Origin of the sequence: Vibrio syngnathi, assembly GCF_002119525.1 — a bacterium.
GTDB classification, from domain to species: domain Bacteria; phylum Pseudomonadota; class Gammaproteobacteria; order Enterobacterales; family Vibrionaceae; genus Vibrio; species Vibrio syngnathi.
Window position 1 is genome coordinate 391,982 of record NZ_CP017917.1, and the last position, 22,639, is coordinate 414,620.

Annotated in this window: 19 protein-coding genes; 15 read left to right on the forward strand and 4 right to left on the reverse strand. The window is 43.1% G+C overall.

Features of this window, described 5'->3' with window-relative positions; all coding sequences use genetic code 11:
- Nucleotides 1–602 precede the first annotated feature (602 nt).
- Nucleotides 603–3,188, forward strand: a complete 2,586-nt coding sequence (locus K08M4_RS16645; RefSeq protein ID WP_086051497.1) for an ATP-binding protein — start codon at nucleotides 603–605, stop codon at nucleotides 3,186–3,188.
- Nucleotides 3,189–3,289: 101 nt separating this feature from the next.
- Here the strand turns inward: K08M4_RS16645 and K08M4_RS16650 are convergent, their stop codons facing one another.
- The gene (locus K08M4_RS16650; RefSeq protein WP_004730049.1) at nucleotides 3,290–3,604 is read right to left on the reverse strand and encodes a DUF496 family protein; all 315 of its coding nucleotides are present in this window, start codon (nucleotides 3,602–3,604) and stop codon (nucleotides 3,290–3,292) included.
- A 195-nt stretch (nucleotides 3,605–3,799) separates the two neighbouring features.
- Here K08M4_RS16650 and K08M4_RS16655 point away from each other — a divergent pair, with 195 nt between their 5' ends.
- The 5 genes from K08M4_RS16655 to luxQ all read left to right on the forward strand — a co-directional run bounded on the left by K08M4_RS16655 (nucleotide 3,800) and on the right by luxQ (nucleotide 9,012).
- Nucleotides 3,800–4,000 (forward strand): hypothetical protein, encoded by a 201-nt coding sequence (locus tag K08M4_RS16655; RefSeq protein ID WP_086050698.1) that lies wholly within the window; start codon nucleotides 3,800–3,802, stop codon nucleotides 3,998–4,000.
- Between the two features lie 63 nt (nucleotides 4,001–4,063).
- Nucleotides 4,064–4,720: a YceH family protein gene (locus K08M4_RS16660; protein ID WP_086050699.1), complete on the forward strand. Its 657-nt coding sequence runs from the start codon at nucleotides 4,064–4,066 to the stop codon at nucleotides 4,718–4,720.
- The gene (locus K08M4_RS16665; RefSeq protein WP_086050700.1) at nucleotides 4,721–5,035 is read left to right on the forward strand and encodes a GIY-YIG nuclease family protein; all 315 of its coding nucleotides are present in this window, start codon (nucleotides 4,721–4,723) and stop codon (nucleotides 5,033–5,035) included. It abuts the gene before it with no gap.
- A gap of 309 nt (nucleotides 5,036–5,344) precedes the next feature.
- A complete protein-coding gene (locus K08M4_RS16670) occupies nucleotides 5,345–6,439 on the forward strand; it encodes a substrate-binding domain-containing protein (RefSeq protein ID WP_086050701.1) in 1,095 nt (364 codons plus the stop codon).
- Nucleotides 6,439–9,012 (forward strand): quorum-sensing autoinducer 2 sensor kinase/phosphatase LuxQ, encoded by a 2,574-nt coding sequence (luxQ, locus tag K08M4_RS16675; RefSeq protein ID WP_086050702.1) that lies wholly within the window; start codon nucleotides 6,439–6,441, stop codon nucleotides 9,010–9,012. Before K08M4_RS16670 ends, luxQ begins: the two co-directional genes overlap by 1 nt.
- A gap of 144 nt (nucleotides 9,013–9,156) precedes the next feature.
- Here the strand turns inward: luxQ and K08M4_RS16680 are convergent, their stop codons facing one another.
- Nucleotides 9,157–9,816 (reverse strand): PilZ domain-containing protein, encoded by a 660-nt coding sequence (locus K08M4_RS16680; RefSeq protein ID WP_086050703.1) that lies wholly within the window; start codon nucleotides 9,814–9,816, stop codon nucleotides 9,157–9,159.
- A 193-nt stretch (nucleotides 9,817–10,009) separates the two neighbouring features.
- On the opposite strand from K08M4_RS16680, the gene K08M4_RS16685 reads away from it, so the two are divergent.
- Entirely contained in the window at nucleotides 10,010–10,360 is a 351-nt protein-coding gene (locus K08M4_RS16685) for a HopJ type III effector protein (protein WP_086050704.1), read from the forward strand.
- Between the two features lie 135 nt (nucleotides 10,361–10,495).
- On the opposite strand, the gene K08M4_RS16690 is transcribed toward K08M4_RS16685, so the two are convergent.
- Nucleotides 10,496–10,804 (reverse strand): DUF1289 domain-containing protein, encoded by a 309-nt coding sequence (locus K08M4_RS16690; RefSeq protein WP_086050705.1) that lies wholly within the window; start codon nucleotides 10,802–10,804, stop codon nucleotides 10,496–10,498.
- A gap of 160 nt (nucleotides 10,805–10,964) precedes the next feature.
- On the opposite strand from K08M4_RS16690, the gene yegD reads away from it, so the two are divergent.
- The 4 genes from yegD (at nucleotide 10,965) to K08M4_RS16710 (ending at nucleotide 15,709) form a co-directional block, all read left to right on the forward strand.
- The gene (gene yegD, locus K08M4_RS16695; protein WP_086050706.1) at nucleotides 10,965–12,317 is read left to right on the forward strand and encodes a molecular chaperone; all 1,353 of its coding nucleotides are present in this window, start codon (nucleotides 10,965–10,967) and stop codon (nucleotides 12,315–12,317) included.
- 502 nt (nucleotides 12,318–12,819) lie between these two features.
- Nucleotides 12,820–13,875, forward strand: a complete 1,056-nt coding sequence (locus tag K08M4_RS16700) for a porin (RefSeq protein ID WP_086050707.1) — start codon at nucleotides 12,820–12,822, stop codon at nucleotides 13,873–13,875.
- Nucleotides 13,876–14,293: 418 nt separating this feature from the next.
- The gene (locus tag K08M4_RS16705; protein ID WP_086050708.1) at nucleotides 14,294–14,926 is read left to right on the forward strand and encodes a fumarylacetoacetate hydrolase family protein; all 633 of its coding nucleotides are present in this window, start codon (nucleotides 14,294–14,296) and stop codon (nucleotides 14,924–14,926) included.
- A 150-nt stretch (nucleotides 14,927–15,076) separates the two neighbouring features.
- Nucleotides 15,077–15,709 carry a LysE family translocator gene (locus K08M4_RS16710; protein WP_086051498.1) on the forward strand — a complete coding sequence of 211 codons (633 nt, stop codon included), beginning with the start codon at nucleotides 15,077–15,079 and terminating at the stop codon, nucleotides 15,707–15,709.
- 205 nt (nucleotides 15,710–15,914) lie between these two features.
- On the opposite strand, the gene K08M4_RS16715 is transcribed toward K08M4_RS16710, so the two are convergent.
- Nucleotides 15,915–17,639: a phospho-sugar mutase gene (locus K08M4_RS16715; protein WP_086050709.1), complete on the reverse strand. Its 1,725-nt coding sequence runs from the start codon at nucleotides 17,637–17,639 to the stop codon at nucleotides 15,915–15,917.
- A 502-nt stretch (nucleotides 17,640–18,141) separates the two neighbouring features.
- On the opposite strand from K08M4_RS16715, the gene coxB reads away from it, so the two are divergent.
- Genes coxB through K08M4_RS16735 form a run of 4 tightly spaced genes read left to right on the forward strand, consistent with a single transcriptional unit; the run spans nucleotide 18,142 to nucleotide 22,623 of the window.
- On the forward strand, nucleotides 18,142–19,401 hold the full coding sequence (gene coxB / locus K08M4_RS16720) for a cytochrome c oxidase subunit II (protein ID WP_086050710.1): 1,260 nt from the start codon (nucleotides 18,142–18,144) through the stop codon (nucleotides 19,399–19,401).
- The gene (gene ctaD / locus K08M4_RS16725; RefSeq protein ID WP_054542972.1) at nucleotides 19,398–21,059 is read left to right on the forward strand and encodes a cytochrome c oxidase subunit I; all 1,662 of its coding nucleotides are present in this window, start codon (nucleotides 19,398–19,400) and stop codon (nucleotides 21,057–21,059) included. Before coxB ends, ctaD begins: the two co-directional genes overlap by 4 nt.
- An 11-nt stretch (nucleotides 21,060–21,070) precedes the next feature.
- Nucleotides 21,071–21,700: a cytochrome c oxidase assembly protein gene (locus K08M4_RS16730; protein ID WP_086050711.1), complete on the forward strand. Its 630-nt coding sequence runs from the start codon at nucleotides 21,071–21,073 to the stop codon at nucleotides 21,698–21,700.
- Between the two features lie 38 nt (nucleotides 21,701–21,738).
- The gene (locus tag K08M4_RS16735; protein ID WP_086050712.1) at nucleotides 21,739–22,623 is read left to right on the forward strand and encodes a cytochrome c oxidase subunit 3; all 885 of its coding nucleotides are present in this window, start codon (nucleotides 21,739–21,741) and stop codon (nucleotides 22,621–22,623) included.
- Nucleotides 22,624–22,639 lie beyond the last annotated feature (16 nt).

Below are 22,639 nucleotides of genomic sequence, written 5' to 3' on the forward strand. Positions count from 1 at the left end.
TGTCTGAAAATTGGCTTTTAATTGGTCATAAATTAAGGTTTTAGTGTCAAGAAAGGCTATTGACTTTAACAGTCTGTAGCACTTAATTTTCGCCAAAAAATACTCAGATCAAAACATGATGTGTAATAAAGGGAATTGCGATCATTGAAGATGTGATCATTAGCACTAGTTACACTTAAAAAGTAAACGACAGATAAGGTATTCAGCGAGTTTTCTTGTTCGACCTTTGAATAAGCTGAGTTTGAGTACGGAAAGTTCGTGACGCAAACGATTAGATCTCACAAATTTGACTTAACTTTGGTGTTTATTGGTTTCTAGAGCAGTGACTTGCGGTCATCTAGAGGCATAACCTTATCCTTTCACTTGTTTAAAACAGACCTTCCTCCTTAAATCCTGTGTGTGGATAACGACTGACGCCAATTCCCTATGATTAGCTCATAATGTCATTTGTTCATATTCAATTTGATCAATAACTCCTGTTAATGTCCTATTCTTATATTGGGCTAGGTAAAAATACTATCGGGAAAGGAGTCGTTATAAAAATGATAAATATGTCAATTAGATGGCGTCTTATTTTTCTTTCAACAGTTTCTGTATTCATCATGTTTGGGTTTACAGTCAATGAAGTGCTCAAGAACGATAAGAAGATGAATCACCTTGAAGCAACGCGAATTAAGGTGGAAGCACTTCAATCTTTTAATGCTGTTTCAAGTGGTGCTTATCAATGGTTAGTGCTGTCTAAAGACTCCCCAGAGAAAGGTCCGTTATTTTTAGAGCTGCAAGCAGAAGTGGATAGGCTTGCTCATTACGAAATACAACTTCAACAGTTCGACAACAGTTGGACTGTCGAGCCGCAGTTGATTGAGTTAAAGAGTGTGTTAAAGAAGCTCGCGCGGGTAACCACTAGTCTTGACAGCGAAGCATCACAGATTACTGTCAGCAACGCACAGCAAACAGAACGAGCCTTTGACCTGTTAAAAGGCGTGTTAATGGAGCTGTCTGAATATCGTGCCAATATAGTGGACGAAAAGATCAGCCAAACAGATGCGATGTTTATCAACCTTACTCACTACGTGTTCTGGACTCAGCGAGAAGCGTGGCTGAGTTACCGCTTGTATCGTTCTCCAGAGCTGATCGATCAATATTTATTGAGCTATGTTGGTGCTTTAGACAGGCAACAACAGCTGTTAGGTACGTTTTTACGATCAGACAGCCACTCGCTGGAAATTAGCAAACTGTTAAACATGTTTTCCCAAGATGAATTTCAAGACCGTTTTACTGCTCGGCTTCTCAAAGGTGACTTCTCGGCACCTGAAATATATGAACATGTGGAAAGTTTAGAGCGAAAGAAACTGGCGATCTCAAAGGCGGTTGGTGCTTATACCAAGCAACTTCAATTGGATTTAACAAAGAGTATTGACCGACAAAAAAAGCAAACCTTGGTAATGACGTTGTTGATACTTGCTGTCGCAGGTGTCTTATTATGGTTAAGCTCAACCACTTCTCTGCGTTTAAATAGAAATCTATCACTTATCTTAAAAGGGGTTTCGGAATGCGCTGATGGTAAGCATAAAGCCATACAAACCAACGGTAATGATGAGCTCGCTGAATTTGTAGATACTTTAAATAGAGTTATGGAACGCAACCAACAACACAACCAAGAGTTGATAGAAGCAAAAGAAGATGCGATTTCTGCGAATAAAGCCAAGAGTGCATTTTTAGCGAACATGTCCCATGAAATACGTACGCCGCTTAACGGAATTATCGGTATGGCGGAAATTTTATCTCAGAGCCAACTGAGCGCTAACCAACAAGAGGTACTTGAGGATATAGAGTCGTCTTCACATTCGTTGTTGGTGTTACTCAATGATATTCTCGATCTTTCTAAGATAGAGTCGGGTAACTTAATGTTGTCGCCGCATAATGCCGATTTGCGAGAAGCGGTTTACGACTCTGTGAGCGTAATTTTGTCGAAAGCGATCAGTAAAGACATTGAACTCGATATCAACATTGATGCTCAAACCCCAACACAGCTGTTTTTCGATGAGTATCGTGTTCGACAAGTGCTAACCAATTTGCTGTCTAATGCTATTAAATTTACCTCAAAAGGCACGATTACAACGGATATTGCTTATACACCGATGTCTTTGGGGCGAGGTAAGCTTGAATGCAGTGTGTCTGATACCGGGATTGGGATTGAGCCAGAGAAGCTAGAGTCCATTTTTGAACCTTTCACTCAAGAAGATGGCAGTATTACTCGCCAATTCGGCGGTACAGGGCTAGGGCTTGCGATTTGTCGGCAGCTTGTTGACTTGATGGGCGGCTACATTACCGCACGCTCAGTGAAAGGAGGTGGCTCTACATTCACCTTTTGTTTGTATGTAGACACGGTCGAGGCTCACGCTCAAACGTTCGATAACCTAAGCCGTGCGACAATTATTTCTAATTCTTTCAATTACCTCGATCAATTGGTCAAAGAGTGCGAGCGCTTAAATGTTCGACCTAATGTTGTGTCATCCATTTCGGATCTTGGTGAGAGCCTGAAAGAAAGTGATTTGGTGCTTTATTGTCACACGCTGCATCACTCTATGAGGAAAGATCTTGAGGCGTTGAAGGCGTTGTATCCGCTGACTCGCGTTATTGTGTGCCAGCATCACCTATTTAAAACCAATCTAATCACAGAAACGGTTCACTCGACTCATACATTACCATTTTTGGGTAGACGCTTCTTAAACAGCCTACGATCGCTTGATGCCGGTGAAGTACAATCACCGACTGTGGAAGTAAAAGATGAAGAAGTTCGTTCTCTGAATCGACGTATTCTGATTGTTGAAGACAACCTGATGAATCAGAAGATAGCGAGCTTCTTCCTTGAGCAAGCGGGCTATGAATATTTGATTGCCAGTAATGGCCAAGAGGCGGTCGATGTCATCACCCAGGGCGCTCAGTTTGATGCCATTCTAATGGACTGCATGATGCCAGTTATGGATGGTATAACGGCGACTCGTGTGATTCGAGAGTGGGAGACAGATCAACAAGCCCCACCACTACCCATTATTGCTTTAACCGCTAGTGTCTTAGAAGAGGACATCAAAAATTGCTTTGAAGCAGGCATGAACGCCTACTTGCCGAAACCTTACAAATCTCACCAACTTTACGACTTGTTTAACAGCTTAGATATTGTGTGAGGGAAGCTAATTTTAAAGCTAAATCACTCTGCTAGGCACAAAAAAACCCACTACAAAGAGTGGGTTACTAACATTGTTACAAGTAAATTCGCTAGGTTAGATTATTTCTTACCTTGAGTTTGCTTGTCTTCTTCTGTTAGTTCACGAATGCGGCGACTGATGTCGCGACGAGCTTTAGAGATCTCTGCACTCTTGATGATGTGATCATCAACGCGGTCTTCGTAGTCAGCTTTCATGTTTTTGATAATGCCTAGGATCTCATCGTGAGTCATCTCTGGCTTGATGTAATCAAGTAGGTTATCAAGAAGGTCGACACGCTTGCGGTTGTCACGAACTTTCTTTTCGTTGTCTAAAAGTTCACGCTTAAGTTTGTTCTTACGTCGTGCTTGGTTAACAATTTCAAATACGCTGCTCATAGATTCCTTTTCCTAATCGTCAAATACGTTGTCTGGTTCTGATTAAAGCACATCAATTGATGATGTAACAGTATTTAGATCAAAGCAAAAGTAAGGTTGTTTAATTATTCGTCACTCTCTCTAATGTGTGATTGTTTTTATCTTACCGTTCAAGTTAGTATCCCATCTAGATACTGCATTGATACGACATGTGAAATGAATCAACAACAATTGGAAACAGAAGATTTGGGTGACGATGTCGTTGAATCTTCGGCAGAACAAAACAAGCTTCGTGACGCGTATGTACAAGAGCGCACTAATTTGGAAGTCGTGGAAATAGAGCTAAATCGTTCTAAGATTATGATGATTGACGAACAAGGCAGAAAGAAACGAGTACCGATTTTGTCTGAGCATTAGTCATTACTGGCTGCATTGTTAAATGTTGAGATGGAATGATCAAAATAATAAAAAGGAAAAACGATGAACACAGTACTTTCCCCAATTGAAGCGAGAATTATCGGTTGTTTGATCGAGAAAGAAGTGACTACTCCCGACCATTACCCGCTGACACTGAATAGCCTAACAACGGCCTGTAATCAGAAAAGTAACCGTGAGCCAGTTCTCTCTCTGTCTGAGTCAGAAGTTTTAGATGCGGTTGATGGTTTGATTTCACGTCGCATGGTGAGCGATGAAAGCAGTTTCAATAGCCGCGTAAACAAATATCAACATCGTTTCTGTAATACGGAATTTGGTGATATGCAATTTACTGAGCAAGAGCGTGCAATCATCTGTTGTATGTTATTGCGTGGTGCACAAACTCCAGGTGAGCTTCGCACTCGAACTGGCCGGCTAGCGAATTTCAGCGATGTAAAAGAGGTGGAAGCGACACTTGAGAAGCTAGCTGCAAGAGAAGCGGGCGCGTTAGTGGTGAAGCTGCCTCGTGAAGCGGGCAAGCGTGAGTCACGTTATCAACATTTGTTGAGCGGTGAAGTGGATGTTGAAGCGTTTGCAACGGCATCGGTAAGTGCGACAGCACCTTCTGCATCGAATGAAAAGTTTGAAGAGCTTGAGTCAGAAGTCGCGAGCCTACGTGAAGAAGTGGCAGAGCTTAAGGCTCTGGTTGAATCACTGCTTTAAATGTCTAAACCTGATAAAAGTGCGGATTGGGTCGTGTATTTGATCCGCAATCGACATAACGCCCTTTATTGTGGAGTGACGAATAACTTAGAACGTCGATTTGAACAACATCAAACGGGCAAAGGTGCAAAAGCCTTAAAAGGTAAAGGCCCGCTTAAGCTGGTTTGGAGTATTGGTGTTGGGTCAAAAAGTGAGGCGTTAAAAACCGAATACGCGATCAAACAGTTACCCAAATCACGTAAGGAAAAACTAGTATCACTCAAACTAATCATTGAGTGGAAACAGGACAAAATTCAGTATATTCCAGTCCCGTAATTCATCGTTAGAATTCTTGTTATCGACTCAATGTCATTCATGTTAATTGCTGCGTAACTTATTATTAAGCTGTTGATTTTATTGGTTTACTATTTTAATTTTGATTGGGTCGGTTTTGTCTTGAAACTCATTAATCTTAATCTCTATTCCAAATTAACACACTGCTTATTTAGAATGCCATTCCAATTGATATTAGACGCTATCATTTATCCTCGTTGTCCTACATAATATCTTTCAGCCATACAAAGATATGGTGTCATGCTAGGTTGAAAAAATGAGCCAAAGTAGCTCATATAAAACGAGAAAAATATGAAACGTTTACTTATATTATTGGGAGTTGCCGTGTTTTCTGCGTCTGCTCTCTCCCACGGTACTCACGTCCTGAATGGCTATTGGGAATATCAGGATTACCTCACTAAATTTCCAGAGCAAAAAGCATTGACCGATAAAATGGTTGAAGCTGTGCAAAATCCCCCTATGCCGTTGAGGCAAGTTCAGGATGAACCTATCACGATTTCAGTTGTGTACCCGGGGCAACAGATCTCCGACTATTGGGTTCGTAATATCCAAGCCTTTGAGAAACGCCTAGATAAATTGAGAATTAATTATCAAATAAATCAGGTTTTTACTCGTGACAATGCTAACCCCACTCAGCAGAGTATCTCTTTGCAAGAAGCGATTGAAAATAAAACGGATTATTTGATTTTTACGTTAGAGACGACGCGACACCGTAAGTTTATTGAACACGTGTTGAGCTCAACGGACACCAAATTGATTTTGCAAAATATTACCACGCCAGTACGTGCGTGGGCAGATAGGCAGCCGTTCATGTACGTGGGTTTCGACCATATGACGGGCAGTTTAAAGCTAGCGAATTACTTCAAAAAAGTGAGTGAACCGGGCAGCAAGTATTCTGTGTTATATCGTTCTGAAGGTTATATTAGTGATGCTCGTGGAGATACCTTTATCCATGATGTGAATTCTGATACTAACTTTGCTCTTAAGTCGTCGTTTTACACAAAATCAAGTAAAGAGAGCGGTTACCAAGCAGCTAAAATCAGCCTAGCTAACGATAAGGATCTAAACTTTATTTATGCATGCTCAACGGATGTTGCTCTGGGCGCAGCAGAAGCTATTCGAGAATCTGGTCGAGATGTCTTAGTGAATGGCTGGGGAGGCGGCTCTGCAGAATTGGAAGCAATAGCAAGGGGCGACTTAGATGTTACGGTAATGCGGATGAATGATGATACGGGTATTGCGATGGCAGAGGCGATCAAATGGGATCTTACCGGATTGGAAGTGCCTACTGTTTATTCAGGAGAGTTTGAAATTGTGACTAAAGAGGATTCTCCAGATCGTATTTTAGAACTTAAGCAGCGAGCATTTAGGTACTCAGACCAATAATGAAAAAAAGCTACGCCATTACACCAAAGAACACTTTAGCCAAATTAATTACGCGTATCATTATTTTAGTGATTGGCGTGATGGCGCTTGGCGTGCTTATTCATAACTACGAAACAAGCAGTAGGATCGTTAAGCAAGAGACGAATAGAACGGTTAAGCAAACCTCTAGCTTGATCCAAAATATGTTCGATTATCGCTTATCCGTTCTGCAGATCCATCAAGACAGTAGTTCACACAGTGAAACTTTAAGGGAGTATTTCGATACCAACAACGAAGAGGCTCTGAGCTATTTTTTTTATGGTGTTGACCAACGTGAGCCGGAGCATGCTCCTGACTTACGCTTTGTTTCTACCTATAACGGTTTAGCTTGGGAGGATGGCAACGGTCAGTTTTATGGTTTAGATGCGTCCAGCTTAAAACATATTTCTGATGAGGTTGCGTTCAGTAGTAACTGGCACTTCATTCAGCTGAATACTGATATCGGTAAGCGTCATTTGTTGGCGCGACGAACCCCTATTGTTGATAACAAGACCGGTGAAGTTCTAGGGCAGCTTTATGTCGCTATTGTACTCGACAACAATTTTCCATTGGCTGAATCTATCCAGCGAGGCAGTAATTGCGAAAATATTGTCATTGAAGCGCATGGTACACCTGTGACATCGACATTCAGTGGTGATGAAAGCTATACGATAAAAGACGTCCTCAGTTATGAAATGTACGAGCAACTACCTCGTCACTTCGTCACCATTGCAACCATTAAGATTAATGCTGTTGAAACGCCTCTTACCATTCGCGCGGTCCAGAAGAACACGAACCTCATTGCACTCGAAGAGAACTATGAACGTGCCATCATCGTTATGATTGTTATGATCATCATCATGTCTTTTCTTGCGCGATCTTGGATTCAAAGAAGAGTGGCGGCAGAACTTGATAAGTTAATGGAATTCACCCGCTCTGCAAGTGGCAATGAAGAGTTCAGTAAGTTTGATGGTTCAAATATTTTCGAATTTCACCATATTGGCTGCACGTTGGAAGACACGTTTGAGCGCTTATCAGAGCAACACCAAAAATTTCAAGACCTGTTTAATTTTGCGCATTCTCCAATTTTGGTTTGGTCCGAAAAAGGTGACTTAATTCAGATGAACCCAGCGGCTCGTATGGCGCTATTTGATGAAGATGATAACTATGGTGCAATGGCTCGAGAGTTTGAACTCCGTATGTTGCCGAACATCCAAATGGTGGTTCAAGGCTCAAAACTAACGGGTATTAACGTGCCAATCGGAGAGAAGGTTTTTCGTTGGAATATGTCTGCAATCCTGGTTGAACACGGCATATCTGGAGTGGTGGTGCAAGGTCAAGATATCACTAAACTTATAGAGGCCGAAAGGCAGGCTGATCGAGCGCGTGAAGAGGCAGAGCATCTTGCCAGTGTGCGTGCAGACTTCCTCGCTAAAATGAGTCACGAAATTCGTACGCCACTGAATGGTATTCTCGGTGTCTCTCAGTTGCTTAAACGTTCAATACACAGTGAAGATAACCGTGATCAGGTTGATGTACTTTGTCATAGTGCCGAACATCTACTGGCGGTACTAAACGATATTTTGGACTTCTCTAAGATAGAGCAGGGACAATTCAATATTCAGAAGAAAGATTTCCTTCTAGGAGAGTTGGTTAATACCTTAGATAGCATCTATCGCCCACTTTGTGAGGATAAATCCGTCGAGTTTACCATTGTGAATCACTTGGCTGATGACATCAAAATAAACACCGACCAGGTTCGCTTGAACCAGATCATGTTTAATTTACTGAGCAACGCCCTTAAGTTCACACACCAAGGCAGTATTTCCGTCAGTTTTGAAATCGAAAGTATCTTGAATACTGATTACGCTAGCTTGATTGTTCGAGTAAAAGACAGTGGCATAGGTATTGATGAGAGTAAGATCGATGCTATTTTTGACCCTTTTGTTCAAGCAGAAGAAACGACGACTCGGGAGTATGGCGGTTCAGGACTTGGGCTTACGATTGTAAAGAACCTTGTCGATATGCTGGAAGGAGACATTCAAGTCCGAAGCGTTAAAGAGCAGGGGTCTGAGTTCATTGTAGAAATCCCAGTGCAATTACACTCCAAGCCTCTACTATTAGACGTTAAGCCAAAAGCCGATATCAAGCCCGAGGCGTTGTTTAGCCGGCCGTTGAAAGTGCTGCTAGTGGAAGATAATCACACCAACGCCTTCATCGCACAGGCATTTTGCAGAAAGTATGGGATGGTGGTTACTTGGGCAAAAGGTGGCTTGGAAGCGATAGAGCTAGCAAAAAGCACGGTTTACGATCTTGTCTTAATGGACAATCAACTCCCTAATCTTGGGGGGATTGAAACCACTCAGCAACTAAGAGAGAAAGTTGGCGTAACAGCTCCGATTTACGCATGTACTGCCGATGCTCAAGAATCAACAAGAGACAGGTTCATGGCTGCAGGGGCGAATTACGTGATCGTAAAACCGATTAAAGAAGCATCGTTACACAAAGCTTTTGTTCATTTCAAACAATTGTATTGGAATGATATTGAGCATTAATATGAAGATTAAATGGTGCTCTTTAACTGGTTATAAATGGCGCTATCTAACTGATAGTATTGACTAGGTGCTACGGGTTTAGAGCCGCGTAAGAGACCATTTTGAGCTGTATTCCTTTTTTTTTTGTATTCCTTTTTCTTATATTTATATAGAGCCAGTGACAAAAGCTTGTTCCAACAGAAGCGTTTTCAATTCATCACTCATATCTAGGTGTTGAGGAAACTGAATGCCTAATAGCCAGCCTTGTCTTTGCCTTTTCTTACTCACCACTTTGTAAACCAGATCGTCATCCAAATATTCAATTAAATCAGAATTTACTTTTATATTCCAACCCACATCGATGTCTGATTGCTGTGTGAGATAGATGCCGCAGCCTGAAGCTGAAAAATCAACTAGAGTGGCATCTAGCGATAAAGTATCGACGGTAACTTCACAGCTGAGGCGTATCTTATACCTTTCATGTTCACGGATAGGTTTGTTCGCAAAGCTTGAGGGTGGGCGAAGAAAGATAAGGTGCGCTGGCGAGGTGATGTGAGCCAGTACAGTCGTCTTAAACGCGATAATGTGTCCAAGTTCAGTATCGGTAATAGCACGAACAATAATATCAACGTTGATGAGCTTTCTTAGCGTCAGTGCTTCGGTTGCTTTTTTTGAAAGTTCAAGCACAAGGTACTGATCTTCTTTGTGTCCGATATAAAGTGTGTTTATCTGGATTGAGTCGTCTAGGCCAAACTCCAATACACCTGCTGTTTTTGTACCTGGTTTAAGGTATCTGAACAGTTCTAACTTTCTGTCTTTATGCATATTCGTGACTAAACAATATTGACCGTTTGATAAAATAATATAACGCTCTGATAAAACTATGTCATTAGTTTCATTGAAGTAAGTGGAGTTGAAGCTCAAAAAAAGGAATAGCGGATTAAAGTAAACAACGGCTTACTCTTGCTGAAAAACAAGATACACTGCTTCAGTTATGTACTTGATGGAGAAATAGTAAATGGAACTGCAAACCTTATTGAATACTCTGACTGATACCCCAGAAAGCGTGCAATTTGAAGACACAATACAAGTGATAGAAGCTCATTATGATTTTACTGAGAGTGAATTTCGTAATGGCGATGTAGTGAATGCGGCAGGACAGAATAATGGTTCGTGTAAGATTTTTGCTTTTGGTTTAGATCAAGGTCTATCGGCAGAGCAAACACTCGCTTGTTTTGGCCAGTTTTATCGTAATGACGTATTAGGCTTTCCAGAGAACACTGACCATCAAAATATTCGTAACTTCATGACTCATGGTTGGAGCGGTGTACAGTTCTCTCAGCCTGCGCTGATTGCAAAATCGAAGTAACAACTAACTAGGTAACTGTTAATAGTTAATAGTTAGCAGGTAGAAACTTAATGTCGTATCTTGAAGCGAGAGAACAACCTCTCGCTTTTTTGTATATGATGAACAGGCTCGCAAACTCTTGACTAGGTTCGTAAGCTACTGAATAGGCAAGGCAGACAGGCATTTACGGCACATGCAAGCACCAGCCTTTGGAATATTGCTAGTATCACGCTTCTCTAACTCAAAGCACCAACACGTCTCTTTACCCGCACTAATATCGCATTGAGCTGGCTCATGGCACTGCGGACATTGGTGAGTTGAACTGACTCCACTAAGGTTTTCCATTACCGACGTTCGTTCGTCTTCAGATAAGCTTTTCCAACCTATAATTTCATCTATAGTTCGAAAGCAGCCACTGCACATTCCGCCATTATTTTTACAAGCCGCTCGGCAAGGTGTTTTCATCTATCTAACCCGTGATTCATTTGGGCTGAAATGTAGCATATTTGTTTCCCTTTGCAGAGCCCTGTTAACCAAGAATTGACTCAGTAAAATTAACAAAGCAACTCGTAATTTTGAGACTTTTCATGTAGCATCTCGCCCCTTTTGTTGAGTGGGGGATATTATGTTTATTGGATTTGATTATGGAACAGCGAACTGTTCTGTCGCGGCGATGGTTGATGGAGAACCAAGCCTGTTACCGCTAGAAGGTGACAACCACTATATTCCCTCAACCGTATTTGCTCCTACTCGTGAAAGTGTTTCTGAGCACCTATTTCGCCATTTGAATATCAAACCGAGTGATGCAATCGGTGAACAGGTGTTACGACGTGCGATCGCTCTGAACCGAGAAGAGAGTATCGATTTGGTGCCAGAAGACATGGCATTTGGTCAGGCGGCGTTGGACCTTTACTTAGAAGACCCTCGCGATGTTTATTACGTAAAATCCCCTAAGTCTTTTCTTGGCGCAAGCGGGTTGCATGATGTTCAGGTGAGTTTCTTCGAAGATTTAGTGTGCGCCATGATGGCGAATATTAAACACCAAGCCGAACTCACGACTCAAGAGCAGATCAAACAAGCTGTTATCGGTCGACCAATTAACTTCCATGGTAGAGGTGGTGAAGAAGCAAACCGACAAGCTGAAGATATACTCTCGCGTGCAGCCAAGCGTGCAGGCTTCCTTGATATCGCTTTTCAATTTGAACCGGTCGCTGCAGGCCTTGATTACGAAAGTACTTTGACTGAAAACCAAACGGTATTGGTTGTCGATATTGGTGGTGGTACCACCGATTGCTCATTGTTGGAAATGGGGCCAACCTGGTCTGGTAAAGCGGATCGCACTCAAAGTTTGCTTGCTCACAGCGGACAGCGGGTAGGGGGTAATGACCTTGATATCTACCTTGCCTTCAAACAACTGATGTCACCTTTCGGTATGGGCAGCAAAGGCATTTCGGGTATCGACATGCCGTTGACTCAATTCTGGAATCCAATTGCGATAAACAACGTAGAAGCTCAGAAAAACTTTTATTCAAGAGAAAACCTAGCGGCATTAAAGTTACTTCGTAAAGAAGCATCAGAGCCTCAAAAGTTAGACCGTTTAATGAAGGTTTATCACGATACTTTAGGTTACAGCATTGTACGTCGGGCGGAAGAAACCAAGATTGCATTAGCAGAATGCTCCCAATATCGAACTGCGATTAATGTTGCATCAGAGTTGATCGAAGTAGATATCTCCGTTGAACAGATGATCGAAGCGATTGAAACGCCAAAATCTAAGATGATTGAATTGGTCAAAGAAGCGATTCAACAAGGTCAAAAAAAGCCAGATGTCATCTACATGACGGGTGGTTCTGCTCGTTCGCCTATACTTCGTGAAGCAGTGCAGCAAGCCGTACCGAATGTGCCTATCGTGAGTGGTAACTACTTCGGTTCCGTAACCGCCGGTTTAGCCCGCTGGGCTGAGGTTTGCTTCAAATAAGAATGTACTAACTTGTATTAGGGCAACCAGTCACGGATTGGTTGCCCTTTTTTGTATTTGCTCTAGTGGACTCTTAATAAACCAATAAACCAATAAACCAACCTTCTTAGTTCAAATTAAAAATTTTTTCACAAAGCTAAATATTTCAACTGGCCTCGCAATGTTACAAGATGTTTCTAGGTTAATGGTATGTCACTTAATGGTCTGATGAGTGGCTACTAACTTAAGTTTTCAATGTTGTTTTTTCGCTTAAGAAATCAAAAAAGCCAAGGTCTTTATCTCAAAAGATAACAAGGTTTAGTTAATGATCGCATTTTAACTTGTTGTTTTTAAGTTATTTTTTATTTTTTATGATGCAATTGTTTTTATTTTATATATTTTAATGCAACTTTTTTGTCAGTCGTATATTAGTGTTTTCCCACTTGTTAAATGCAGGTAACAACCTCTCCGTAAGTACGAGGTTGTTATGGAATCACTCTCCCAGTTACAAATGGATATGACAATGAATAAGAAACTTTTAGCGCTAGCAATTTCTGGTGCAGTATTTGGTACACAGGCAGTTGCGGTAGAGCTTTATAACGAAGACGGTACAGCCTTCTCTGTTGGTGGTCACGTTTCTGTAAACCTGAATGGTTCAGAGAAAGGCGATACGGATGTTGGCACAAACTCGCCACGTATTAACTTTAATGCTACGCAAGAATTAGGCAATGGCTTCACAGCTGACGCTAAAGGCGAATGGGCGCTTAATTACCTAAACGGTGGTGATGAGTCGTTTACTACTCGTCTTGGTTATGTAGGTTTAACTCATGATGACCTAGGTCGTGCTGTTGCAGGTACTCAGTGGGCACCATACTACGATGTAGCTTCAGCAACAGATATGCCGATCGCTTTCGCGAATGATTTCTTATACGACAACCACGGTGCACTAGGTACTGGTCGTGCAGACAAAATGGCAAGTTACCGCAACGGATTTGATTTTGGTGAAGCGGGTGAGCTTAGCTTTGGTCTAGGTTGGCAGGGCAGCAATGACGTAACGACTGACACTCAAAATGTTGTTGGTGGTGTTGTAATTACTCGTCGTTCAACTGTGTCTTACGATGACCGTATTCAAGCGACTCTTGGTTACTCAATCGCTGGTGTTAAATTGGGTTATGCCTTCAACACTGGTGACTTCAAAGAGGGTGGTGTTTCTAAGACAGCTGAATCTCACCTAGTTTCTGCTGCATACGGTTCTTACGGTTCAGGTTTATACCTAGCAGGTATCTACGCTTCAAACGAAAACATGAACGTAGGCCTTGAAGAAAGTGATGCATATGAATTGCTAGCGGCTTACGCTTTAGCGAACAGCTTAAACTTAAGCATTAACTACGAAGTTGTTGAAGGCGAAGCGACGAAAGGCGCGGCAACACAAACTGACCGTGAAGAGCTAGCTCTACAAGCTGAATACAACTTTACGAGTAATGTTGTTGGCTACACTGGCTATCAGTTTGATCTAAACGATGCAGACAACAGAAAAACTGACGACAAGTGGACTATTGGTGCTCGTTTCTACCTATAAGTCGCGACTCATTTAGTTTGACCACTATTATGCATAGTGTTTACTCCTTAGGTTCACCTTTCGGATACTGTCCTAGACACCATGCTAAGCCCTCTCAAGCCTTTTGGTTTGAGAGGGCTTCTTTCGTTCTATACGCTCTGTTTTAGTTTTTCTTTCATGTTACCCAGCGATTCATTTCATCTACGTAGCTATGATCTGCGCAGGGATTATCTACACAGCGATGATCTACACAGCTATGATCTACATCGCTATGGCTCTTGTCATCAGTTCTTATACGTCGTGATCTTCGGATAAAAGTATTTAAATCATTTAATTGAGCTAAAGATCAGAATTTAGATATTGGTAACTATCTTGTCGAAGATTCTCTTTTCATGATGCGGTAAACTCTGCGCTCCAAAAAAGAGTTTAGGGACAAACTATGAGCAGCGTTGTAGATCAGGAGCAATTGATGAATTCGAAACGAGCAGCAACACCTAGCAAAGTACTGTGTATTGGGCGCAATTATGTTGATCACATCGAAGAGCTTAACAATGTTATCCCTGACTCTATGGTGGTGTTTAATAAGCCGAGCACTAGCGTTACGTCCTCTCTGTCATCTTTCCATCAAGAAACGTTACATTATGAAGCTGAGATCTGCTTCATTGTTGAAAACGGTGAATACTCTGCTGTGGGGCTAGGTTTAGACCTTACTAAACGCGAGCTACAAAGTAGTTTGAAAGCGAAAGGCCTGCCTTGGGAGCGTGCTAAAGCTTTTGATGGGTCTGCTGTTTTTAGCCGCTTTGTTCCCATCGGTAATTTAAACCTCTCTGACTTAAACTTAGAGTTATTTATTAACTGTGTCCGCGTTCAAAAAGGGCATGTTGAACAGATGCTGTATTCTCCACAGACCATCCTCGAAGAGTTATCTTCTTATACGACTTTGCTAGACGGTGATGTTGTGATGACGGGCACTCCGAAAGGTGTTGGAGAGGTACATCAAGGCGATATTTTTCTTGGTCGTTTAAAGTGTGGCGAAACCACTTTGATTGAGATCGAGTGGGTAGCACGTTAATTGTTCTTTTGTATTTAGTTAATAAATTGGATTTATTGTTTATTTGTGGTGTTTAATTCGATCAATTTGACGGCTAGCAACCAATTGCATCTGGAAGGGTGTTTGTAATTGATATAAAATTCGCCTCCATTTTTATCAATGCTGAAACTCATGATCGATTTAACTATTCTACCGGTTTACTTGACGGCCGTTGTTGCACTTCTCCTTTTACCTGGTCCTGATATGTTACTCATCGCGAGCTCAAGCATGAGCTATGGCCGTAAGGTCGGTGTGTTTGCGAGCTTAGGTAATGCGACTTCTGGAATTATCCTGACAGTATTGGCTGCAATGGGTGTTTCTGCGTTGATTGCGATGAGCCCTGTGGCTTTAAAAGCCCTTCATCTATTAGGCGGTACGTACTTATTAAAGATGGGGTGGGATTGTCTTCGAACAGAGCAGGGCGATGCGCCTGAGTTAAGCGATAACCGTGCTGCAAAAGCCTACTACCAACGAGCACTTATTAGTAACCTGCTTAATCCTAAAGCATTGGTTTTCTTTGTGATGTTCTTACCGCAGTTTGTGTCGACGAATATTGAAGCGACTTCCGGTGAGCAGATGCTCGTTCTGGGTTTATTGCTGAATGTGCTAGGTTTAACGTTCAACTTTTTACTTGTGGCATTAGTGGGTACGATTGGTAAATCTTTGGTAGAAAATGCTAAGTTTCGCACCTATCAGCAGAAAGTGATGGGCGGAGTTTTCATCGTGTTAGCAGTGTGGATGCTGTCTTCTTTCTTTACCTCGTAGATGACAGATCAAACAGTTTATTGCGGTTATTCGCTGAGACAAAAATGGACGCTTAGAAGCGTCCATTTTTTTTCGACCGTTTTTTGCGGTCAATCCCTTTTTGTGGTCAACCCCTTTTTGTGGTCAACCCGTTTTTGCGATCAACCTATTTGGGCGAGCAACCACTTTTTACGTTCAACCCCTAAAGGTTAAAAATACTAAATCGTTAAGAATTCAGTTCTTGTTGGTGTTGTTCGATGAGCTTCTCCATGTTTTCTTCACCGCGTAGACGAGTGTCTTCGTAGGTTTCAGTCCCTTCGAATTTTGTCACCGTCTCATAATAAACCTTAACTTTTGGCTCAGTGCCGGAAGGTCTTACGATAATGCGTGAGCCGTCTTCGAGATGATAAATGAGTACGTCACTTGCCGGTAGGTTAATCGCCTCAGTATTACCACCAATTACAAAGCGTAAAGATGACTGCAGATCTTCAATCACGGAGATAGCAACACCGTTGATAGCTTTAGGTTGTGCGGCTCTGAGTTTAGAACCAATCGATGGCGAATCTGGGTCTAGGGCAATACTTCGTTGCGCGTTGGTATGAACACCATGTTCAAATGAAATTTGAGCAAGAAGATCCCAAACGGTTCGACCTTGAGATTTGAGCTCTTCAACCAATTGAGCAAACACGACGATAGCCGATAGCCCATCCTTATCTCGTACCTGAGTACCAATTGTGTAGCCTAATGCTTCTTCATAGGCGAACAAAAACTCGTTCTGTTCATCTTCTAATTGCATGCCAATATTCGCTAACCATTTAAAGCCCGTCAGCGTTTGGAAGTAAGTCGCACCATGGGCTTGAGCCACTTTTTTAAGCAGAGTTGAAGATACGATACTGTTACCCACTAACTGGTTTTTGGTATGCGGTTTAGACAGCAAATAATGTGCGAATAGCACGCCGACTTGATCACCCGTTAGCATTTTATAGGAAGTATCATCAGTTCTAGCTGTATCGTCAGTTCTGACCGCAACGGCGAATCGATCTGCATCTGGATCGTTGGCACAAGCTATGTCGGCATCGACACTTTTTGCGAGGTTAATAACGAGATCCATTGCCCCTTTTTCTTCGGGGTTCGGGAAGTTCACGGTTGGGAAGTTACCATCAGGCTCTCTTTGTTCGGCAACACTGAAGACCTTGTGGAATCCAGCATCGTGAAGAAGATCTTCCGCCATTTTTGCCCCCACCCCATGCATTGCCGTATAGGTGATGGTGGTATTCGCCGATTCAAGAGTGTTATTCACGTATGGGCTCTGATTAATAGCAGCACGGTACGTTTGATAATAACCTTCAGTTAACCACACCAGCTTACCTTGTGTTTCAGCATCACTTAGGCTCATTAATGGGATGGGTTTGGTTGATGCGATGTCTATTTCAGCAGCAATACCTGCATCATGAGGAGGAATGATTTGAGCGCCATTCTCCCAGTATACTTTGAAGCCATTGTATTCCGGCGGGTTGTGGCTCGCCGTAACAACAACAGCGGCAGCTGCGTTGAAATGCTCAATACCAAAAGCAACAATAGGGGTTGCTGCGACATCGGAGGTTAGGTAAACCTTAATACCCAATGCGGTGAGTACAGAAGCCGTATCAATGGCGAATTGCTTTGAATCTAAACGCCCGTCATAACCGACAACGACGCCACGAATCGAGGCATTGGCGACATGTTCAATCAAGTAATGGCCAAGGCCTGTTGCCGTTTCTTGTATCACCAAGCGGTTCATTCTGTTTGGACCACATCCTACTTTGCCTCGAAGGCCCGCTGTTCCAAACTCTAATCGCTGTGTAAAACGGTCTTCAAGTTCGTCGTGCATTCCCTCGTCGATAAGGTATTGAAGCTCTTCACGAGTTCTTGGGTCTGGGTCTCTCGCTAACCAGTTCATTGCATCTTGCATAATCACTAAACCTTTTCATGTCGGGATATCTTTCTGTTGGGTTAACTTAAATGATACTGATTATCATTTCTATGAAAGCAATCGTAAAACTCGATTTAAAATAAATTCTAACGTTAAGAGGGCGTGTAGCTTAGCCACTTTAAATAATTGACTGTTTAGTAAGTAAACTTACCTTGAATAATTGGATGTCACTTACTAGCCTTTTACATAAATATAACAAAATTTAACAAATTCGCCGTTTTTGAATCTTTCATGGAAACTTCCAACGCTTATTAGCCGTATTAGCTCTTAGGTTGAGATGAGGTCAGCAGACCGTTTACAGGCTAGCTCCATGTGAGTAGTAGATTGAGATTCAGCCTTTTCATGCAATCGGAATAACAATGAATGTTGTCCTGCTCGCAATGACATATAGCTCGTAATGACATGTAGCTCGTAATGAAACAGAGCTCGCAACGACATTTAGGTCGCAAGTATCCAATTAGGAAGGATAAGGAGAGATCTTTTGAAAAGATTACTGGTTAGGCTAGCGTGGCTTTTGAAAAGTTTTGTTGTGGTTTTGGTGTCGCCTTTGGTGCATGCAAGCAGTGAATACAACATGACTCAAGGTGTCACTGAGATCAGCGGTAAGGTATACGAGCTTCATATGCTGATCTTCTATATCTGCTGTGCGATTGCCTTTGTTGTTTTTGGAGTGATGTTCTATTCGATTCTGAGGCACAGAAAGTCGAAGGGGGCCGTTGCTGCTCATTTTCACGAAAGCACGAAAGTAGAAATTCTTTGGACTATCATTCCTATTATTATCCTTATTGCTATGGCGATACCCGCCACTAAAACCTTAATAGCGATGGAAGACACATCCCAATCAGATCTGACCGTTAAAATCACAGGGTCACAATGGAAATGGCATTACAGCTATTTTGGTGAAGACGTTGAGTTTTTCAGCCTCCTAGCAACCAGTGACAAAGAGATTGAAGGCATCGAAGTGAAAGGCGCCCATTACCTGCTAGAAGTTGATAAGCCGCTTGTACTGCCTGTTGACCGTAAAGTCCGTTTCTTGATGACTTCCGACGATGTGATTCACTCATGGTGGGTGCCAGCATTCGCCGTTAAGAAAGATACCATTCCGGGTTTTATTAATGAGGCTTGGACAAAGATAGATGAGCCCGGTGTCTACCGAGGGCAGTGTGCAGAGTTGTGTGGCCGCGCTCATGGTTTCATGCCGATAGTGGTGCACGCCATGGAAGAAGACGACTTTGACGCATGGCTAGCGGAGCAGAAAGAATTGGCAGTAGCCGCACAACAAGCCGCGAAAGATGCATTAGATGCGTCACTTTCTTTGGAAGAGTTGAATACCATCGGTGAAGAGGTTTACAAAACTCGATGTGCGGTTTGTCACCAAGCAAACGGTGAGGGCATTCCCGGAGCATTCCCTTCCATCAAAGGAAGTCCTATTGCGCTTGGTGATGTCGATGTTCATATCGACACCATTGTTTATGGTCGTGGCGGAACGGCGATGCAAGCATTCGATAATCAGTTAACCGAGAAAGAGATCGCAGCGGTAGTGACTTATCAGCGAAATGCTTGGGGTAATAACACCGGCGATATTGTTCAGGCTTCAGATGTGAACGCTTATAAAGCCAAGCAAGAAGGCGGGGAACAAGCTTCTGACGAACAAGGTTCAACGGATGAAACGAAAGGTTCAACGGATGCAACGCAAGGCTTAATGGACAAAGCACAAAACGATGCTAAGGAGCAGTTATGAGTTCACCAATCAATAAGCCGGTGAAATCGGCTCCAGCAGAAGACCAAGCACTGAGTCATTCTACGGAAGGTACACTAGGCAATAATGATTTGCCTGTTGACGATCACGACTCACATGCGGCACCTAAAGGTTGGGCGCGTTGGCTTTACTCAACCAATCATAAAGACATCGGTACACTGTATCTTTGGTTTAGCTTTGCGATGTTCTTAACGGGTGGTGCGATGGCGATGGTGATCCGTGCTGAGCTATTCCAACCGGGTTTGCAACTCGTTGAGCCCGATTTCTTTAATCAGATGACCACAGTCCACGGTTTAATCATGGTATTTGGTGCGGTGATGCCGGCATTTACGGGTTTGGCTAACTGGATGATTCCGATGATGATCGGTGCACCAGATATGGCGCTGCCGAGAATGAACAACCTCAGTTTCTGGATCTTGCCTTTTGCGTTTCTAATCTTAATCGGATCTTTGTTTACAGAAGGGGGCGGCCCGAGCTTTGGTTGGACCTTCTACGCGCCACTTTCGACAACTTATGGCCCAGACAGTACGGCGCTATTCGTATTCTCAGTTCATATTATGGGGATCAGTTCGATCATGGGGGCGATCAACGTCATTGTCACGATAGTCAACATGCGCGCGCCAGGTATGACTTGGTTCAAGCTGCCGATGTTCGTATGGACATGGTTAATTACCGCTTTCTTACTGATAGCCGTGATGCCCGTGCTCGCGGGTGCGGTGACCATGGTGCTGACCGACAAATACTTTGGTACTAGCTTCTTTGATGCCGCTGGTGGTGGGGACCCGGTGATGTTCCAGCACATATTCTGGTTCTTTGGACACCCCGAAGTATACATCATGATTTTACCGTCTTTTGGTATTGTCTCTGCCATCATCCCTGCATTCAGTGGCAAGCGCTTATTTGGCTACCACTCTATGGTATACGCGACTTGTAGTATCGCATTGCTGTCATTCTTGGTTTGGGCGCACCACATGTTCACCACGGGTATGCCGGTATTTGCCGAACTGTTCTTCATGTATTGCACCATGTTGATAGCGGTGCCGACCGGTGTGAAAGTCTTCAACTGGGTCGCGACCATGTGGCGAGGGGCTTTGACTTTTGAAACTCCAATGCTGTTTGCGATTGCCTTTATAGTTCTGTTTACGATTGGTGGGTTATCCGGATTGATGCTCGCTATCGTGCCAGCTGATTTCCAATACCACGATACCTACTTTGTTGTGGCTCATTTCCACTATGTTCTGGTGACAGGTGCTGTGTTCTCAATTATGGCCGCCGCCTATTACTGGCTGCCGAAATGGACTGGGCATATGTACGACCACAAGCTCAGTCTGTGGCATTTCTGGACGTCGGTAATCTCAGTTAATGTACTGTTCTTCCCTATGCACTTTTTAGGGCTAGCGGGCATGCCGCGTCGTATTCCAGATTACGCCATTCAATTTGCTGACGTTAACCAAGTCGTGTCGATTGGTGGTTTTGCCTTTGGGTTGTCTCAATTGATTTTCTTATGGCTGGCTATTAAGTGCGTAAGAGGCGGAGAGCCTGCACCAAGCAAGCCTTGGGATAGGGCTGAAGGGCTAGAATGGACAGTACCAAGCCCTGCGCCTCACCACACCTTTACTCATCCGCCTAAAGTTGATTAGAGGAATGAGCTATGAGTGATAAGCAAAGCGATCCCAATCAAGATAAAAAACAACCAAAGCACCTGTCTAATAAGCGCTCTACCAAAAAGCTGACGGGCTACTTGGTGTTGAGCGTGGTTGCGATGTTTGGTTTCGGCTTTGCTTTAGTGCCGCTCTACGATGTGATGTGTGAGGCTTTAGGTATTAATGGCAAAACTAATACCGTTTCAGCGGTGCAACCTCAGGGAATGCAGCCTGATTACTCTCGTACTGTTCGTGTTGAATTCATGTCGCACATTAAGCCAGATATGCCGTGGCAGTTCTCGCCTGAAGTTCGAGTGTTAGAGGTTCACCCTGGTGAAGTGGTTCAAACTAACTACATAGCTAAAAACCTATCTGGAGCCTCATTGGTTGGCCAAGCCGTACCATCGGTTTCTCCAGGTATGGGAGCAACTTACTTCAATAAGATGGAATGCTTTTGCTTTAATCAGCAGCCATTGGACGGGTACAAGACCGCTGAAATGGGTTTGATATTTTACATTGAGCCAGATATTCCAGAATCGATACATACACTCACGCTCTCATATACGCTGTTTAACATCACGAGTCAGGTGAGTGGAAAGGCAAGTAAGCCTGAAGCGAGCACACTCGCAAGTAACTAGGGATTTACAGAACCAGTATCAACATAAGGAGTTGAGCGATGAGTTCTAAAAAGGAAGTTTATTTCGTTCCACATCAAAGTCACTGGCCATTGGTGGGTGCTGTTGCCTTGTTTTTGGTCGCGGTTGGTGCTGGTTTAACGGTACAAAACATGGGGACCGATGCTGCTGGTGGCGTGTTTGGAAAAGCGGTGCTGTTAGTTGGGTTTTGTGTATTGCTTTTCATGCTTGCGGGTTGGTTTAGCAATGTGATCACGGAATCATTGAGTGGACTCTATTCTGAGCAAATATCTCGTTCCTTTCGACAAGGAATGAGCTGGTTCATCTTCTCTGAGATCATGTTCTTCGGTGCTTTCTTTGGTGCGCTTTTTTACGCTCGTATGATTTCTGTCCCTTGGATTGGCGGTGCGGGCAACAATGAAATGACCCATGAAGTGTTGTGGCCGATGTTCCAATCAATGTGGCCGTTAACCACGACACCTGATGGCGTGACGACAGAAGCTATGTCTTGGCAAGGTATCCCGCTTAAGAACACCATTATCCTGCTGCTTTCTTCTGTGACGCTGCACATGGCACATATCAGTCTTGAACAAAATAAGCGTATGGCTTTGATCGTGTGGCTAGAGATAACCATTGTTCTGGCTGGCTTCTTCCTGTTCTTCCAAGTTGAAGAGTACCTTCACGCTTATCAAGATATGGGATTGACACTTCAATCTGGCATCTATGGCAACACCTTCTTCTTATTGACTGGATTCCATGGTTTGCATGTCTGTTTGGGAACGATTTTTTTGATTGTGTTACTGGCGAGAGTTGCGAAAGACCACTTCACTCCGAAAGACCACTTTGCGTTCCAAGCGGGCAGTTGGTATTGGCACTTTGTTGATGTGGTTTGGTTAGGTCTGTTTGTGTTTGTTTATGTGCTCTAACTGCTGAGCCTATTGG